Origin of the sequence: Nocardia sp. NPDC049190 (assembly GCF_040648115.1) — a bacterium.
GTDB lineage: Bacteria > Actinomycetota > Actinomycetes > Mycobacteriales > Mycobacteriaceae > Nocardia.
Genome location: NZ_JBEZDE010000013.1, coordinates 40,550 through 56,487 on the forward strand (window position 1 = coordinate 40,550; position 15,938 = coordinate 56,487).

The 15,938-nt window shown below is 67.4% G+C and carries 12 protein-coding genes and 1 pseudogene; 5 read left to right on the forward strand and 8 right to left on the reverse strand.

Translation table 11 applies throughout. From position 1 onward, the window contains the following. Positions 1-41: 41 nt before the first annotated feature. On the forward strand, positions 42-908 hold the full coding sequence (locus AB0B25_RS14010) for a MaoC/PaaZ C-terminal domain-containing protein (protein WP_357178325.1): 867 nt from the start codon (positions 42-44) through the stop codon (positions 906-908). 100 nt (positions 909-1,008) lie between these two features. Here AB0B25_RS14010 and AB0B25_RS14015 read toward each other — a convergent pair whose 3' ends face one another. Further along, positions 1,009-2,040, reverse strand: a complete 1,032-nt coding sequence (locus tag AB0B25_RS14015) for a polyprenyl synthetase family protein (protein ID WP_357178328.1) — start codon at positions 2,038-2,040, stop codon at positions 1,009-1,011. A 396-nt stretch (positions 2,041-2,436) separates the two neighbouring features. On the opposite strand from AB0B25_RS14015, the gene crtI reads away from it, so the two are divergent. Genes crtI through AB0B25_RS14035 form a run of 4 tightly spaced genes read left to right on the forward strand, consistent with a single transcriptional unit; the run spans position 2,437 to position 7,118 of the window. Beyond that, entirely contained in the window at positions 2,437-3,963 is a 1,527-nt protein-coding gene (gene crtI / locus AB0B25_RS14020; RefSeq protein ID WP_357178330.1) for a phytoene desaturase family protein, read from the forward strand. Next, positions 3,960-4,892 (forward strand): phytoene/squalene synthase family protein, encoded by a 933-nt coding sequence (locus AB0B25_RS14025; protein ID WP_357178333.1) that lies wholly within the window; start codon positions 3,960-3,962, stop codon positions 4,890-4,892. Before crtI ends, AB0B25_RS14025 begins: the two co-directional genes overlap by 4 nt. A 30-nt stretch (positions 4,893-4,922) precedes the next feature. Continuing rightward, complete coding sequence (locus AB0B25_RS14030) at positions 4,923-5,699, forward strand: lycopene cyclase domain-containing protein (protein WP_357178336.1); 777 nt, start codon at positions 4,923-4,925, stop codon at positions 5,697-5,699. Between the two features lie 21 nt (positions 5,700-5,720). Beyond that, positions 5,721-7,118, forward strand: coding sequence for a carotenoid oxygenase family protein (locus tag AB0B25_RS14035; RefSeq protein WP_357178339.1), 1,398 nt, complete (start codon positions 5,721-5,723; stop codon positions 7,116-7,118). A 9-nt stretch (positions 7,119-7,127) separates the two neighbouring features. Here the strand turns inward: AB0B25_RS14035 and AB0B25_RS14040 are convergent, their stop codons facing one another. From AB0B25_RS14040 to AB0B25_RS14070, 7 genes and pseudogenes are all read right to left on the reverse strand, one after another. Then, complete coding sequence (locus AB0B25_RS14040; protein ID WP_357178342.1) at positions 7,128-8,717, reverse strand: NAD(P)/FAD-dependent oxidoreductase; 1,590 nt, start codon at positions 8,715-8,717, stop codon at positions 7,128-7,130. Positions 8,718-9,012: 295 nt separating this feature from the next. Beyond that, complete coding sequence (locus tag AB0B25_RS14045) at positions 9,013-9,453, reverse strand: NUDIX domain-containing protein (RefSeq protein ID WP_357178345.1); 441 nt, start codon at positions 9,451-9,453, stop codon at positions 9,013-9,015. Positions 9,454-9,559: 106 nt separating this feature from the next. Then, complete coding sequence (locus AB0B25_RS14050) at positions 9,560-10,738, reverse strand: lipid-transfer protein (protein ID WP_357178348.1); 1,179 nt, start codon at positions 10,736-10,738, stop codon at positions 9,560-9,562. A gap of 517 nt (positions 10,739-11,255) precedes the next feature. Beyond that, positions 11,256-12,134: pseudogene (locus AB0B25_RS14055) on the reverse strand (bifunctional MaoC family dehydratase N-terminal/OB-fold nucleic acid binding domain-containing protein); the annotation flags it as partial. A gap of 18 nt (positions 12,135-12,152) precedes the next feature. Beyond that, a complete protein-coding gene (locus AB0B25_RS14060; protein ID WP_357178351.1) occupies positions 12,153-13,547 on the reverse strand; it encodes an acyl-CoA dehydrogenase family protein in 1,395 nt (464 codons plus the stop codon). Further along, a complete protein-coding gene (locus tag AB0B25_RS14065) occupies positions 13,532-14,596 on the reverse strand; it encodes an acyl-CoA dehydrogenase family protein (protein ID WP_357178353.1) in 1,065 nt (354 codons plus the stop codon). Before AB0B25_RS14065 ends, AB0B25_RS14060 begins: the two co-directional genes overlap by 16 nt. 25 nt (positions 14,597-14,621) lie before the next feature. Continuing rightward, the coding region (locus tag AB0B25_RS14070; RefSeq protein ID WP_357178356.1) for an acyl-CoA dehydrogenase family protein at positions 14,622-15,938 on the reverse strand (1,317 nt) is incomplete at its 5' end.

A 15,938-nucleotide genomic window follows, 5' to 3' on the forward strand; every position in this document is an offset into this window, starting at 1 on the left:
GACAGGAGCATGTTGTCCACAACCATGCACAAGGAGTATTGATGCCCATCGACCCGAAAATCGCGCTCGGCGCGGAACTTCCGAGCAGGGAGTTCGCTTGGACGCCGTCGGATGTCCAGCTCTACCAGCTCGGTCTCGGCGCGGGTACGCGCTGGACCGACGCGGCCGAGCTGCGCTACCTCGACGATCGGGAACCGCAGGTGCTGCCGACCTTCGCGACCGTGGCGCAGACGCTGCACGAAACCCGACCCCCGAAGGTGAGCTTCCCCGGCATCGACATCGACCTGGCGAAGGTCGTGCACGGCCACCAAGAGGTCGAGGTACACCGGCCGCTCCCGGCGGCGGGAAAGGCCACCAGCACCGGGCGGATCTCGGAGATCTGGGACAAGGGCTCGGCCGCGGTGGTCGTGCAGGAGCACACCATCACCGGCTCGGACGGCGCACCGCTGTGGACTACGCGTTCATCGATCTTCGCCAGGGGCGAAGGCGGCTTCGGCGGCGAGCGCGGACCCAGCGCCAAGTCCGAACCGCCGAACCGCGCACCGGATTTCGACGTCAGCACGCCGACGCTACCGCAGCAGGCGCTGCTCTATCGCATGTGCGGCGATCGCAACCCACTGCACTCCGACCCGGAATTCGCCCGCGCCGCCGGCTTTCCCGCGCCCATCCTGCACGGACTGTGCACCTACGGCATCGTCTGCAAGACCGCGACCGACACCGTGCTCGGCGCCGACGCGAGCCGGGTCGCCAGCTTCCGCGCCCGGTTCGCGGGCGTGCTGTTTCCGGGCGAGACGATCCGCACCCGGATCTGGCGGCAGGACGACGAGCTGACGATCGTCGCGACCGTGTTCGAACGCGACGATGCACCGGTACTCGGCGACGTCACGCTGCGTTTCCTGTCGGCCTGAGGACGGGCGCCTCCCGCCGAAGGTCAGCGGCGAAACAGTCGAGGTCCGCGGGTTTTCCGACCGGCTATCCGGAACCGCGTATCGGCGCCTTTCGGCGCGCTCATCGATCTCGGCGCGTGATAGCTCGGGTCAGCGCATGAAGTTCCGGGGTCGCGAGCGCGGCAGGCAAAGCGTCGATCGCCGCTTGCAGTCTCGCGTCGGCGTGTTTCTGGGTCTGGTGCAAACCACCGGTGGTTTGCACGAGTTCGGTGGCGTAGGTGATGTCCTCGGTGTCAAGGGGTTTACCGGACGCGTAGAGGTCTGCCAGTTCGGTGGCGGCGTGATGGCCGGTCTGCAGGCCCGCGATGACAGGCAGGGTTCGCTTGCGGCGTGCCAGGTCGTTGCCCACTGGTTTGCCGCTTACCGCGGCGTCTCCGGTGATTCCGATGATGTCGTCGGTGAACTGGAATGCCATGCCCAGTTCGCGGCCGAAGGTGTCATACGCGGAGACGAGGTCGGCGTCGGCGCCCGCGCAGAGTGCGCCGAGCGCGCAGGCAGCCCCCATCAGCGATCCGGTCTTGCCCATCGCCATGTGCAGGTATTCGTCGACCTCGACATGCTGACGGGACTCGAAGGTGTAATCCTCGAATTGTCCCCGGCACAGCTCGATGGCGGCGTCCTCGAGCCGGGCCACCGCTTGGCCCACCGCGGGCGCAGGGACATCCAATACCATACGAATAGCCGATGCGTGCAATGCATCTCCGAGCAGCATGGCTGCGTCGCGGCCCCAGACCTTCCACACGGTGGCGCGTCCGTGGCGGAATTCGTCGGCATCCATGACGTCGTCGTGGATCAGGGTGAAGTTGTGCATCAGCTCGAGTGCCGCCGCCGCCGGCGCTGCCGCGGCTCGGTCGCCCTGGCAGGCGGCGGTCACAGCGAATACCAGTGCGGCCCGCAGGCCTTTACCCGATGGTCCATCGATCGGGTTTCCCTGCGGGTCCGACCAGCCGAAATGGTATCCGGCCATGAGTTGCATTGGTTGCGGCAGTTCGGATACCACACGCCGTAGCAGTGGGTCACACGCCTCGCGGGCCGTAGCCAGGATACCCGTGGCGTGGGGGTCCGGGACTGTGGTCAGGGGCACCGTCGTCATCGGTCCGGTCTCAATTCTCGCTGGTGATCGGGAAGCTGCGGCTCTCATGACCCGGCTGCGGGCCGTGGACAGCCGGCGACCCGTTGTCTCGATCACGAGGAGTGTACTGCGTACCGGAGTTCCCTGCCTGTTAGCTGATTGGCGACGGCGGTGCGTTGGACCTGCCCTCGGGCAGACCGGTGTGCCACCGCACCGGTTGCCGGGTTTCGCGGCGACGACCTCGACCGGAGCCGGACTCACACCGCCATGACGATTCGCACAGGTGAGCCGCAACAGAGTTGGGTCCGGCCGGAATGGGCGCCGGGTCGTCGAGCGCGCTACCGTCGAGCGCCCTACTATGTGAAATCACCAGCCGGGGGAGTACCCCGGCGTTCTTGTTCCTTGGAGGAGGGCGCGATGCGCTCACCACGTACTGTGGCCGGCCACGTCGACAATGTCGTGATCGTCGGCGCCGGCCTCGCCGGTCTGTCCGCCGCAGTCCACCTCGCCGGCGCGGGTCGCTCGGTCACCGTCCTCGAGCAGAGTGCGCAACCGGGTGGCAAAGCGGGCGTGTTCACCGCCGGCGGGTACTCGTTCGACAACGGGCCGACCGTGCTCACCATGCCGGATCTCATTGCCGATACCTTCGCGGCCGTCGGCGAGAATATCGACGACCGGCTCGAATTGCTCCCGGTTCACCCGGCATACCGGGCGCACTACAGCGACGGGTCGACACTGGACGCGCTCACCGACCTCGACGCCATGGTCGAGGAGATCACCCGGGTCTGCGGCTCGCGCGAAGCGGACGGCTATCGGCGATTCGTCTCGTTCCTGCAACGCCTGTACGACTGTGAATACGCCGATTTCATCGATCGCAATATCGACGGGCCATTCGACCTGTCGTTGCCGGCTCTCGCCCGGCTCACGGCGATGGGCGCGTTCCGGAACATGGACGCCAAAGTCCGCAAGTATCTTCGTGATCCGCGCACCATCCGCCTGTTCTCGTTCCAGGCGCTCTACGCGGGCGTCGCACCGCATCAGGCGCGCGCGCTGTACTCCATCATTTCCTACCTCGACACCCAAGCCGGGGTATTCCTACCCAAAGGCGGAATGCACGCGCTGCCTGTCGCACTCGCGGACGCGGCGTCCGACCACGGCGTAAGCCTCCGGTACAACACCACCGTGGAGCGGATCGAGGTATCGCTGCACGGACGGGCGCGCGCGGTGATCACCGCAGAGGGAGAACGCATCCCGGCCGATGCCGTCATCGTGACCGCCGACCCGGCGCTGGCATTTCCGCGGCTCCTCGGCCGTGAGCCCCGCCGCCTGGGACGAATCAAGTACTCGCCCTCGTGTTTCCTGCTTCTCGCGGGAGCCGCTCGGGGCGACACCGACAAGCCGGCGATGGCCCACCACAACATCCATTTCGGTGACGCCTGGCAGCAATGCTTCGACGAGATCATCCGGGACGGGGAGTTGATGAGCGATCCCGCCTTCCTGGTCAGCGTGCCCTCGGTCACCGACCCCGGGCTGGCGCCGGACGGATCCCACAGCTACTACGTGCTGTTCCCCACTCCCAATTCCGCTATTGGACATCAAGATTGGACCCGGGACGGGCCCCGCTATCGCGACCAGGTCATGAAAACCCTGAACGACCACGGCTATACCGAACTCGCGCAGAATGCCCAGTACGAACACGTGCTCACTCCGGACGATTGGCAGCGGCTCGACTGTCCGGCCGGCACCCCCTTCAGCGCAGCCCACACCATGCGCCAGACCGGCCCCTTCCGCACCTCCAACCTGGTCGGCGAGAACATCGTGTTCGCCGGGGCGGGAACACATCCCGGCGTGGGCGTGCCCATGGCCCTGATCAGCGGCCGGCTCGCCACCCAGCGGATCACCGGACAGCCGCAGGCGCGGGTGCGGTCGGGAGTGTCTCGATGAACGCCACCGACCGCCGTCTCCTCGACGCCGCCGGCATCACCGACCCCGCGCTCCGCAGCGCGTATGCCCGCTGCCGCCGCCTGCACTCCCAGTACGGGCGCACGTATTACCTGGCGACCCTGCTGTTGCCGCCATGGAAGCGGCCGTACGTACACGCGCTGTATGGGTTCGCCCGCTACGCCGACGAAATAGTCGACAGCGGGCCTGCCGACGCACGCGCGGCCGAATTCGACGTCTGGTCGAAGCAGGTGCTCACGGAGCTCGCCGACAGCGCCGATACCGACCCGGCCACCCCGGGTGGTCAGGTCACTGCGGCGCTGCGGCATACCTTGTCCCGCTGGGATATACCGCTCGACACCGTCCGCGCTTTCCTCGATTCGATGGCCGCCGACCTCACCGTGACCGACTATCCGACCTTCGAGGATCTCGTCGGGTACATGTACGGCTCGGCCGCGGTCATCGGCCTGCAGATGGTGCCCATTCTCGGACCGCTGGACGATGAGGCCTACCCCCGCGCGAGAGCGCTGGGCGAGGCCTTTCAACTCACCAACTTCATCCGCGATGTCGCCGAGGACCTCGTCCGCGGCCGGGTCTATTTGCCGGGCACGGATCTCGAGCAGTTCGGCGTCACCCGGCACGATCTCGCCCAGCCGCGGGTCAACTCGGCAGTGCGCGAACTCCTGCGGTTCGAAATCGATCGCACCCGAAAGATATATGCCTATGCCGTCGGCGGCATCCGAATGCTCGACCCCACCAGCCGTCCCTGCATCGAGGTCGCCTATCGACTCTACGGCGGGATCCTCGAAGCGGTCGAGGACGCCGAATACGAGGTGCTCGGCCGCCGCGTATCGGTCAGTCTTCCCACCCGGCTGCGGGTCGCCGCGCCGGCCTATGCCCAGGCACGCAGGGCTTGGAAGCGCAGATCATGACCTGCACGGGGATTTGATTGAGGAACAGCTATGACGTATCTGCAATTCCTGGCGATCTTCCTGCTGCCTCCCCTGATCGGCGTCCTGGCGGTCACGAGATACACCCTGCGGCAACCCGATCGCCCCCGCCGCCCGTACGATGTCGGACTGCGGATTCTCGCTCTGCTCCTGCCGGTGGCCTGGGTGTGGACGACGCCGTGGGATAGCTGGATCATCCGAGCCGGAGTCTGGACGTATCCGGCGGGCGGGGTCGTCGCCACCCTCGCCCGGGTGCCCCTCGAGGAGTACTTGTTCATGGCGGCGCAGACCTGCCTCGCCGGGTTGTGGACGCTGTGGCAGACCAGCCGCGTCGACGCACTCGAACCGGTCGTACCCAACGGCACCCGGCGCCGGGTCGCGGGGGCCGTCGCATGGAGCGTCGCCGCCGTGGTCGGAGCTTTTGTCGCCGTGACGAATTCGCACGGCCTCTATCTGGGTTCGATGCTGCTGTGGTTCGGTCCACTACTGGCCGTCCAGTGCGCGGTGGGCGCGGACCTGCTGCGAATGCGGCGGGCCGTTCGGTTGCGCAGCCTGGTGCCGGTCGTCGCCTACCTGTGGGTCGCCGATCGGATCGCCATCGCTGCAGGGACCTGGCACATCTCGGCCGATTACACCTTCGGAATCAGCATTCTGGGGCTTCCGCTCGAGGAAGCGCTGTTCTTCGTCGTCACGAGTCTGCTGATCGTCAACAGCCTCGTGCTCGCCACCCATCCGGCGTCGCCTGCGAGGCTGCGCGCATTTGTTCCGAAAAAGATTGTTCGCCAATAGATTTCGAAGCGAGAACAGTACATGAAACAGACCAGCCCGTATTACCGGGGAGCCTGGGAACCGGTGGACAAGGAGACGACCGCATACGACTTGCCGGTGCGCGGCACGATTCCACCGCAACTCGACGGGCTGTTCGTGCGGATCGGGCCCAATCGGTTACCTGACGCCGGACCGTCTCGCCAGATCCTCGGATTCCTCGACGACGGCATGTTGCACGGTGTGCGCCTGGCCGATGGCCGCGCCGAGTGGTATCGCAGCCGGTGGGTCCGGTCCAAGACCGTGACGAAGTCCCTCGGCGGATCTCGCCCACCCGGGCCGCCGCGTCGCGTGTGGAACGATGCGGTGAACACCCATGTGATCGCCCACGGCGGCAGCCTGCTGGCGCTGGTCGAAGGCGGATGTATGCCCGTGCGGCTGTCGACCACGCTGGACACCGTCGAGTACACGAACTTCGGCGGAACACTGCCACACGGATTCACCGCGCATCCCAAGCGCGATCCGGTCACCGGGGAGCTGTTCGCGATCGCGTACAACCCGATTCTGCCCTACGCCGAATATCTGATCGTCGACACGAACTGCCGGGTCCGCAAGGTGGAGCGCATCGATGTGCCGCAACGGCCGATGATGCACGATTTCGCGCTCACCGAGAACCACATCGTGGTATTCGACCTGCCGGTGGTATTCAAGCCGGCGCGGATAGTTCTGGGTCGGGTCCCCTATCGCTGGGAGCCCAAGCACACCACCCGTTTCGGTGTACTGCCGCGCGAGGGACGCGGGCAGGATATCCGATGGTTCGAGGTATCCGCGGGTTTCCTCTTCCACATTGTCAACGCCTACGAGATCGGCCGGAAGGTGACTGTCGAAGCCATGCGGTACGACCGCATCTTCGACGACGCCCCGCCCAATCCGATCGCCCGGGGAGCGGTCTATTGGCGCTGGGTGCTCGACCTGGACACCGGCACGGTTGCCGAATCCCAGCTCGATGACCGGTACGAGGAGTTGCCGTCCCTGGACGACAGGCGGGTGAGCAAGCGGCATCGGTACGTGTACTCCGCCGTGTTCCGCCCCCGGGACCGGTACGACGCGGACGGATTCAGCGTTCCGGTCACGCTCATGCAGCGCGACCTGGACACCGATGCCGTGCTCACCCACGATTTCGGCGCGGGAATGGTGCCCAGCCAGCCGGTCTTCGTGCCGGACGGGCCGCAGGAAGGACAGGGCTGGGTCATGAGTTACGTCTACGACCCAGCGCGTGATGCCAGCGATCTGGTCATCCTCGATGCCCGCGACTTCGCCGGCCCGCCGGTCGCCGTCGTGTCCCTGCCTCATCGGGTGCCATCGGGGTTCCACGGCAGCTGGGTGGCTGCCGCGGACCTCGCCGCCATCGACGAACTCACCGGCCCGGAGCGCGCTACCTGATCCGGCCGGTCACCGTCGGCTGAACCGGGGTGTCCGGCCGCGCCGCAGGTCGCGCAGAACCAGGTTGGCCGCGCTGCGCCCGCTCGCCCCGGACACTCCGCCACCGGGGTGGGTGGAGGCGCCGGTGAGGTAGAGCCCGGGCGCGCCGGGAACCCGTTGCCCCGACATCTCCGGCAGCGGCCGCCAGAAGAACATCTGATCCAGCGACATCTCGACGTGCATCACGTTGCCGCCGCGCAACCCCATCTCCCGCTCGAGGTCGGCGGGCGTCTGCACGAACCTCTCCCGCACGGACGCGGCGAAACCCGGTGCCAGCGCGTCGACTTCGCCGATGATGCGATCACCTTCACGGTCGGCGTGCGCGGACCAGTCGCTGCCGTCGGCGAGCTGGTACGGATGCCACTGCGCCCACAGCGACAGCTGATGCTGCCCGGCCGGCGCGATCGACGGGTCGAGCGCGCTGAAACTCATGGCCAGCACCACCGGCCGCGGCGGTAGATCGCCGGCCAGCGCGGCGCCGTGCGCCTGCCGCAGTTGCCGCCGGTCGGTCACCAACAACTGCAGTCCATGCGCCGACTCCGCGGTCGAGGCGCCGGGATAGACCGGCAGAGCGTCGGTGGCCGCCCGGACCACCATGCCGATGCCCGGCCCGACCCGGATGCGGCGGCGCCAGCCCTCCAGCGTGCCGGCATCGAATCCGCCGTTTTCCAGCAGGTCCAGCGTGTTGAGAATGTGGGCGCCCGCGATCACGGTGCTGGCGCGCAGGTTTCGCCCGGACGCCGTGCGCACCTGCCAGCCGTCGCCGGCGCGCTGTAGTTCGGTGACCGCGTCGCCGGCCGAGACCGTCCCGCCGTCGGACTTCAGGCGCGCGACCAGCGCCGCGCTCAGCGCGCCGCTGCCGCCCACCGCACGCCCCGGTGGCAGGGTGTGCATGAGCGCCGCGAACCCGACCATCGGCGCTGTGCCAGGTTCCGACATCGGCGGCCCCGACTGCGCCCCGAACCAAGCCAGCGCCGCCTTCAACCGCTCGTCGTCGAACATGCTGTCCAGCAACGCATCCCCGGTCTGCAGGAAATCCCGCGACATGGCGGCCGGACCGCGAACCGCACCCTCGGCACCACGGATGTCCAGTCGCCAGAACGCGCGCAGGAGCCCGCCTGGGTTCGGCCGGCCCGAGAACGACCGCATCAGCTGCCGGCTGCGCGGGCCCCAGATCCGCACGAATCGCCGATACGCGTCGGCGTCGCGCGCACCGCAGGCAGCCTCGATCGACGCGCAGGTGCGATCCAGATCACGATGGAATACGATCGGCGGCTGTTCACTCCCGGCCGGCGCCGGGGCGAAGGCCCATGGGTCACAGTCGATATAGCGCAAACCGAATCGATGCAGTTCCAGGTCCTCGATGATCCCGGTGTGCCGGACCATCAGGTGCGCCGACGAGCCCCGGTCGACCAGATGTCCGGGGAAACGCTCCACCGTGGACACCGCGCCACCGAGCACCTCGTCCCGCTCGAGCACCTCCACCTGTTGCCCGGCGCGAGCGAGATAGCATGCAGCTACCAGTGCGTTATGGCCGGAGCCGACAATCAGAACGCTCATCGGACCGACACCTCCCGCGGCAGCGTCCGGTGGTGGTGCCGCAGGTGCGCGGCGACGTGTCGGCTGTCGTCAACCGGCATCGGGGCAAGGTCGTCATCGATCACGAGCATGTCAGGCGAATTCCTTGAGTATTGGGACGATCGGCGAACTCTGAGACCGTCAGGCTGATTTCTACCACAATCAGCGGCTGATCGATCGGCCGAACGAATCTGCGCTGGCAAACCCGCAGCGTGGCCTCTGACGTGGGGCACACCATGGCGGGGCGCTCTCGCGTCGTGCCGCAGTTATCGGCCGTTCAACGGCGCCAACCCTGTTCGCTGTAGGTGGCGCCGGTCAGGTGGGCTCGGATGCCCGCTGTCGAGTAGGAGATGAGGGTCGCTTCGGGAAGGGCCGACAGCGCGAACCAGCGCAGCTCGTAGGACTTGTCGGGCTCGCGGTTGACCGGCTCGCCGGACCAGTGGCGGGTTTCGAAGAAGAGACCGAGGCGGGGTTCGAGGCCGGAGCCGATGACGTGCGCGGTGTGGATGTGGCGGAGATCAGCCCGATCGATCACCACACCGACCTCCTCGTACGCCTCACGGACAGCCCCGGCGCTACCGGGTTCGCCCGCTTCGAGCTTGCCCGCGGGAAGATGCCAGCAACCGTCGAACTCGTCGTGACTGCGACGCTTGCTCAGCAGCAGTTCGTCGCCGCGAAGAAGCAGAACATGAACGTCGACCAAGTGCCGAAACGTCATGGGCCTCCTCTCCCTGCGCCACCGTACGCCCGCCGGCCAGCTCCGCACAGATGCCGCATGGCACATGGGTAGATCCGCCGAAGACGTACCCAGCGTACGGCGGCACTCAGTCGACGCTGAGGACGAGTCCGGAGGTCGGAACGCCGGTGCCTGCGGTGACCACGATGTGCTCGAGGTTCGCCACCGGATTGACCGAGGTGCCGCGGATCTGCCGCACCGCCTCGGCGATGCCGTTCATACCGTGAATGTAGGCCTCGCCGAGCTGTCCGCCGTGGGTATTCAGCGGCAGTCGGCCGCCGATCTCGATGGCGCCATCGGCGATGAAGTCCTTCCCTTCGCCACGCGCACAGAAGCCGAGTTCCTCCAGCTGCATGAGCACGAACGGCGTGAAGTGGTCATAGAGGATGGCGGCCTGCATGTCCGGTGGGCGCAGGCCGCTCTGCGACCACAGCTGGTCACCGACCAGGCCCATTTCCGGAAGTCCGGTCATGGCGTCGCGGTAGTAACTGGTCATCACGTACTGGTCGGCGCCGGAACCCTGTGCGGCCGCGGCGATCACGGCGGGCCGCTGCCGTAGGTCGCGGGCCCGTTCGACACTGGTGACCACGATCGCGACCCCGCCGTCGGATTCCTGGCAACAGTCCAGCAGGTGCAATGGCTCGGCGATCCAGCGCGAATTCTGATGGTCGTCCAATGTGATCGGCTTGCCGTAGAAGAACGCGTCGGGGTTGACCGCCGCGTGCTTGCGGTCGGCGACCGCGACCCGGCCGAAATCCGCACTCGTCGCGCCGTAGACGTGCATGTAGCGACGGGCGACCATCGCGACCTGCGCGGCGGGTGTGCCGAGCCCGTGCGGATAGGACCAGCTGGCGTCGATACCCGAGGAGGTCGGCGCCGTCGCCAGCGCCGTCGCGAACTGCCCGAACCGCGACACCGAGCGCTCGTTGAACGCGCGGTACGCGACGACCACATCGGCGATGCCGGTAGCCACCGCCATGACGGCCTGCTGGACGGTGGCACAGGCGGCCCCGCCGCCATATCCGATATGGCTGAAAAACGTCAGCTGCGGGATGCCGACTGCCCTGGCCACCGCGGCCTGGGTGTTGGTGTCCATGGTGAAGGTGGTCAGGCCGTCGACGTCGGCGGGGGTGAGCCCCGCGTCCCCCAGCGCGGCGGTGACCGCCTCGGCGGCCAAGCGCAGTTCGCTGCGGCCGGAGTCCTTGGAGAAATCGGTGGCGCCGATGCCGACGATGGCCGCACGGCCGGACAAGCTCTGGTCAGTCATGGGCCCTCCGGAGCGCGATCACCGCAGTTGCCGTGATGTGGTCGCCCAGGCTGTCCGTGCCGACCACGTCGATGTGAATGTCGTCATCCGCCAGTGCGGTCGCCGTGCCGGTCAGCGTCAGCGTGTCTCCGGCGTACAGCGGCACGCCGAGGCGCAACGCGATCGACTTCACGATCGCACGCGGGCCCGCCCAGTCGGTGACGAAACGTTGCACCAACCCGGTGTCGGTGAGGATGTTGACGAAGATGTCTGTGGAACCCCGCGCGACGGCTTTGTCCCTGTCGTGGTGCACATCCTGGAAATCCCTTGTCGCCAGGGCGGTACTGATCACGAATGTCGGATCAGCGGTGATCACCAGCTCCGGCAGCACCGTGCCCCCTTCCACAGCACCTGGTTCCGCGATGCGGCCCTGCGTGGCAACGCGCGCTACCTCCTGTGGGCCTGGACCGGTCCTGCCCGGTCCGCTCGCCTGCCAGATCGGTAGCGTCGCCTCGTCGTCGAGCTTCTCGAAACCCACCTCGACCGGCAGACCTACCCGTACCTCGGCCGGGTCGACGTCGCGCAGTTCACCGAGCATGCGCACGCCTTCGTCCAATTCGACCAGCGCGACCACGAACGGCAGCTGCCGGCCCGGCACCTGCGGCGCGTGATGGACGACGTAGCTGAACACGGTGCCGCGCCCGGAGGCGACGACGTAGTCGGTCGGCTTCGACTTGTCCTGCCAGATCGCGGGAACCGGTGGGTGCCGCAGCGACCCGTCCGGCAGCCGCTGGATGCGCAGTTCGCCGATCTCGGTTCCCGCCCAGAAGAATTCGGTGTCCCGTGAAACCAACGGCTTGACCCGTGCACCCGCGTCGGGCTTCGCCGCCACGCCGGTACCCGGTGCGAACTTCAACAGCCGGAACAGCATCTCGGCGACCACCTCGTCACGCACGCGCCAACTGGTCTCGAAGGTGACGAACCAACCCTCCCCCAACGCCGTCCGCTTGGGCCCCTGGATATCCGACAGCCTGGTGGTGACCGCTACCTCCTCCCCGATGGTGAGGTAACGGTGATAGGTCTGTCGACAGTCGGTGGCCACCACGGAGGTGTAGCCCGCGGCGTCGAGCAACTCGGCGGCCGCGCCCATCGGGTCGTCGGCGGGCCGGGAACCGTTGAGCCCGAACATGGTCCACACCTGGGCCATGGCGGGCGGAGCGACCACACCAGGGTGTCCTGCGGCGCGAGCCGCCTCCTGATCGACATAGATGGGGTTGGTATCTCCCAGCGCCTCCACCCAGTTTCGGATCATCGGCTGATTCACCGGGTCGCGTCCGAAACGGGGCGCGCACTCACCCCTCGCCCGAATTGCTTCGGCTGCGGCGACGATCGCTTCCGGAGTACTGGTTTCCGGCACGCGCGGCTCCTTCCCTCGTTATCTGGGTACTCGCGGCAACCGCAGTCCGGACGAGGCGACCAACTCGCGCATCACCTCGTTGACCCCGCCGCCGAAAGTCACCACGAGGTTCTGCTTGGTCCTGCGATCGAGCCACGTGAGCAGCTCCGCGGTATCGGCTTCGGCCGGGTCGCCATAGCGCCCGATGATCTCCTCCGCGAGCCTGCCCGCCTCTTGCAGCGATTCGGTGGAGTAGATCTTGGTGGCCGACGCGTCCGCGATCACCTGCGACTGGTCACCGTCGACATCGGCCACCCGCGCCACGCGCCCGGCGACGGTCGCAGCACGTGACCCGGCGGGGCCCCGCGATCGCCGCTCCTCGGACCCAGCGGCGGTCGCGACGGGCCCGGAGGCGGTAGCAGAGCGTGACCACGCAGGGCCCCGCGAACGCCGCTCCTCGGACACAGCGGCGGTCGCGACGGGCCCGGAGGCGGTAGCAGAGCGTGACCACGCAGGGCCCCGCGAACGCCGCTCCTCGGATGCAGCGGCCACCTGCCAGTTCAGCAGCTCGTTGAGCCGCACCATGGCGTGGATGCGGCCGAGCGAGCGACGCACGTCGATCTCACCGAGCACGCCGCGCACCTGCGCCCAGTCCCGCACCCGGTCGTAGAGCTGCTCGATCTTGCCGGACGGACCGAGGCTCACCCGCTCGTGGTTGAGCTGCGTCGTGATCAGCTGCCAACCCCGGTTCTCCGTGCCGACCAGCATGTTCGCTGGAACTCGTACGTTGTCGAAGTAAGTGGCGTTGGTGTGGTGGGCGCCATCGCAGGTGATGATCGGCGTCCACGAGTAGCCGGGGTCGTTCGTGTCCACGATCAGGATGGTGATACCGCGGTGACGCGAGTCGACCGATCCGGTACGGCAGGCCAGCCAGACGTAGTCCGCCTCATGCGCGCCCGTCGTGAAGATCTTCTGTCCGTTGACGATCCAGTCACCGGAGTCGTCGCGCACGGCGGAGGTGCGCAGCGAGGCCAGGTCGGTGCCTGCTTCCGGCTCGGAATAACCGATCGCGAAATGGATATCCCCGGAGAGGATTCCGGGCAGAAACCGGCGCTTCTGCTCCTCGGTGCCGAACTGCTGCAGCGTCGGCCCGACCGTCAACAAGGTCACCAGCGGGAGCGGGACATCGGCCCGGACCGCCTCGTTGAGGAAAATCTGTTGTTCCACCGGCCCGAATCCCTGGCCGCCATATTCCTTCGGCCAGCCCACGCCGAGCCAACCATCTCGCCCCATCCGGCGCACCACCGCGCGGTAGGCGTCGCCGTGCCGGTTCACCGCCATCTCGGCCTCCTCCGCGGGGGTCACGAGATCGGCGAAGTACGAGCGTAATTCGTTACGCAGTCGGCGTTGCTCGGTCGTCAGGTCGATGAACATCGGGCACCCAATCGATCTAGTCGGAACGACGCCCCGCCGAGCCAGCGGGCGATGTCCTTGGCTTGTGAGTAATAGCGGTGCATCGGGTGGGTCATGTCCACGCCGAGACCGCCGTGCAGGTGATGACACTTCTGCATGGCCATCGGAAGTTCCGCGGTGACGGTGTAGGCGAGAATCTCCAAGTCGTCGTCGATGCGGTCGCTTTGTCGCTGACTCGCATCGTTCTGCGCCAGTGCCCAGTTCGCCGACACCGCGGCGACATGCAAGGTGCGCGAGACGACATACAGATCGGCGATCTGCTGGGCGACGGCCTGGAACTCCGCCAGCGGCCTACCGAATTGGCGGCGGGTGCGCAGGTGCTCGGCAGTCAGGATGATCGCACCCTTGAGCAAACCATCAGCCACCGCTCCGATCGAGGCGAGCGCGAGGCGGTGTAACTCGACCAGACCGGTCGCCCAGAGCTGGGCAACGGGTATCTCCACCTCGTCGAGCAGGACGGTGCATTCAGGAATGCCGCCGGAGACCGGTGTCGGCGTCTTGACGAGGCCGTCGGCTTCCGAATCGACGAGGGCGATACCGGAACTGGTCGGCACGAGCAGCCACCGCGCCTGCTCGGCATAGGGCACGGCGACCTTGCGCCCGGTGATGCGCACCGTGTCACCGCTGGTGACCGCGGTGGTCTCCGGCTTGATGGTGAACGGCGCCGCCGGTTCACTCAGCGCCGCGGTGAGCACCGTTCCCTTCGCGACGTCGGGCAGCACCTGTGCCACGATCTTCTCCGGCGCAGAGGCCAGCAGCGGCAGGACGCCGAAGCCGAGCGTCGGAAGAGCCGGGACCGCGACGGCGTCCATTGCCAACTCCGTGAGCAGCACCGACACCTCGGGTAGGCCCATGCCGTCGCCGCCGTGTCGCTCGGGCAGCGCGAGTGCCAACAGGCCGGAGTCGACCAGGCTCGGCCACAGATCCATATCACGCGCCAGCTCGCGTTCCATCAGGCTCACGACAACTTCGGCCACAGCATCCTGGCCTTCGTCTCTGGTGAAGTCCACGGTTTTCTCCCAGTTGTCTCGACGACTAGCTGTCCGCGTCACGAGGCAGCCCGAGAATCCGCTCACCGGCAACGGTCAGCAGAATCTGCTCGGTTCCACCAGCGATCGACAAACAGCGCGTGAGCAGGAATTCCTTCGCCACTTCGACATCCCGCGCGCCGAAGGGCCCAGCCATCTCGACAGCGAATTCCGCGACCGCTTGGCGGTGACGCACTCCGACCAACTTGCGTACGCTACTTTGCGCGCCAGGGTCGCCGCCCGCAAGCACCTTCGCCGCGGCGCGCTGCTCTAGCAATAGTCCAGCAATAGCCTCGGCGACGAATTCGCCGAGCCGGTCGTTCACCAGTTCCGCACCGACACCCGTGCCGGGCGATGTCGCGATCAGCTCCTCGAGCATCGAACCGATGCCGTTGCCACCCATGGCGACACGCTCGGTCGACAGGGTTGAGCGGGCGATCTTCCATCCGTTGTTCAGTGCGCCGACGACACACTCGTCCGGCACGAACACATCGTCGAGGAACACCTCGCTGAAGTGCGCGTCGCCGGTGATCTGTACCAAGGGCCGGACCGTGAGACCCACGCTGCGCATGTCGACAAGAAAATAGGAAATGCCGCGATGCTTGGGCGTGTCGGGATCGGTGCGGGCCAGGCATATCGCCCAATTCGCCGTGTCGCCGAGCGACGTCCACACCTTCTGACCACGCAGCACCCAGCCGCCGTCAACCTTCTTCGCGGTGGTACGCAGTGCGGCCAGGTCCGAGCCCGCCTCTGGTTCGCTGAACAGCTGGCACCACACCACCTCGCCGCGCAGCGTCGGCCAGGCGAACCGATCGATCTGCTCCTGCGTGCCATGTTGCAGCAGGGTAGGGATCGCCCAGCCGCCGATGGCCAAGTCCGGGGCGGTGAGCCCGGTGCGGCGCAGTTCGTCGGAGATCAGCAGGCAGGTCTTGGGATCCGCGGCGCGGCCGTAGGGCCGCGGCCAGTGCGGCATGACCAGTCCGGCCTCGACCAGCGCAACCTGTTGTTCGTCGGCGGGCAGCGCCGCGATCCGCGCGACCTCGGCGGCCAGTTCGTGCGCGCTGTCACTGTCCACAGCCACGCCGTCGGCGGCGAACACCCGATCGGCGCCGGTGCTGCGTCGCCGCCCCGCGCGCGTGAGTTCGGTGACCCTGGCCCGCCAGCGCGCCGAGCCGCCGAGCAGCTGGCGCAGCGCCACCGCCCTGCGTAGGTAGAGGTGCGCGTCGTGCTCCCAGGTGAAGCCGATGCCGCCGAGCACCTGAATGCAGTCTTCGGGGGGGCGGGCCGCCCCGGCGCGTGGGTGGGGGGCGGGGGGGGCCGGCCG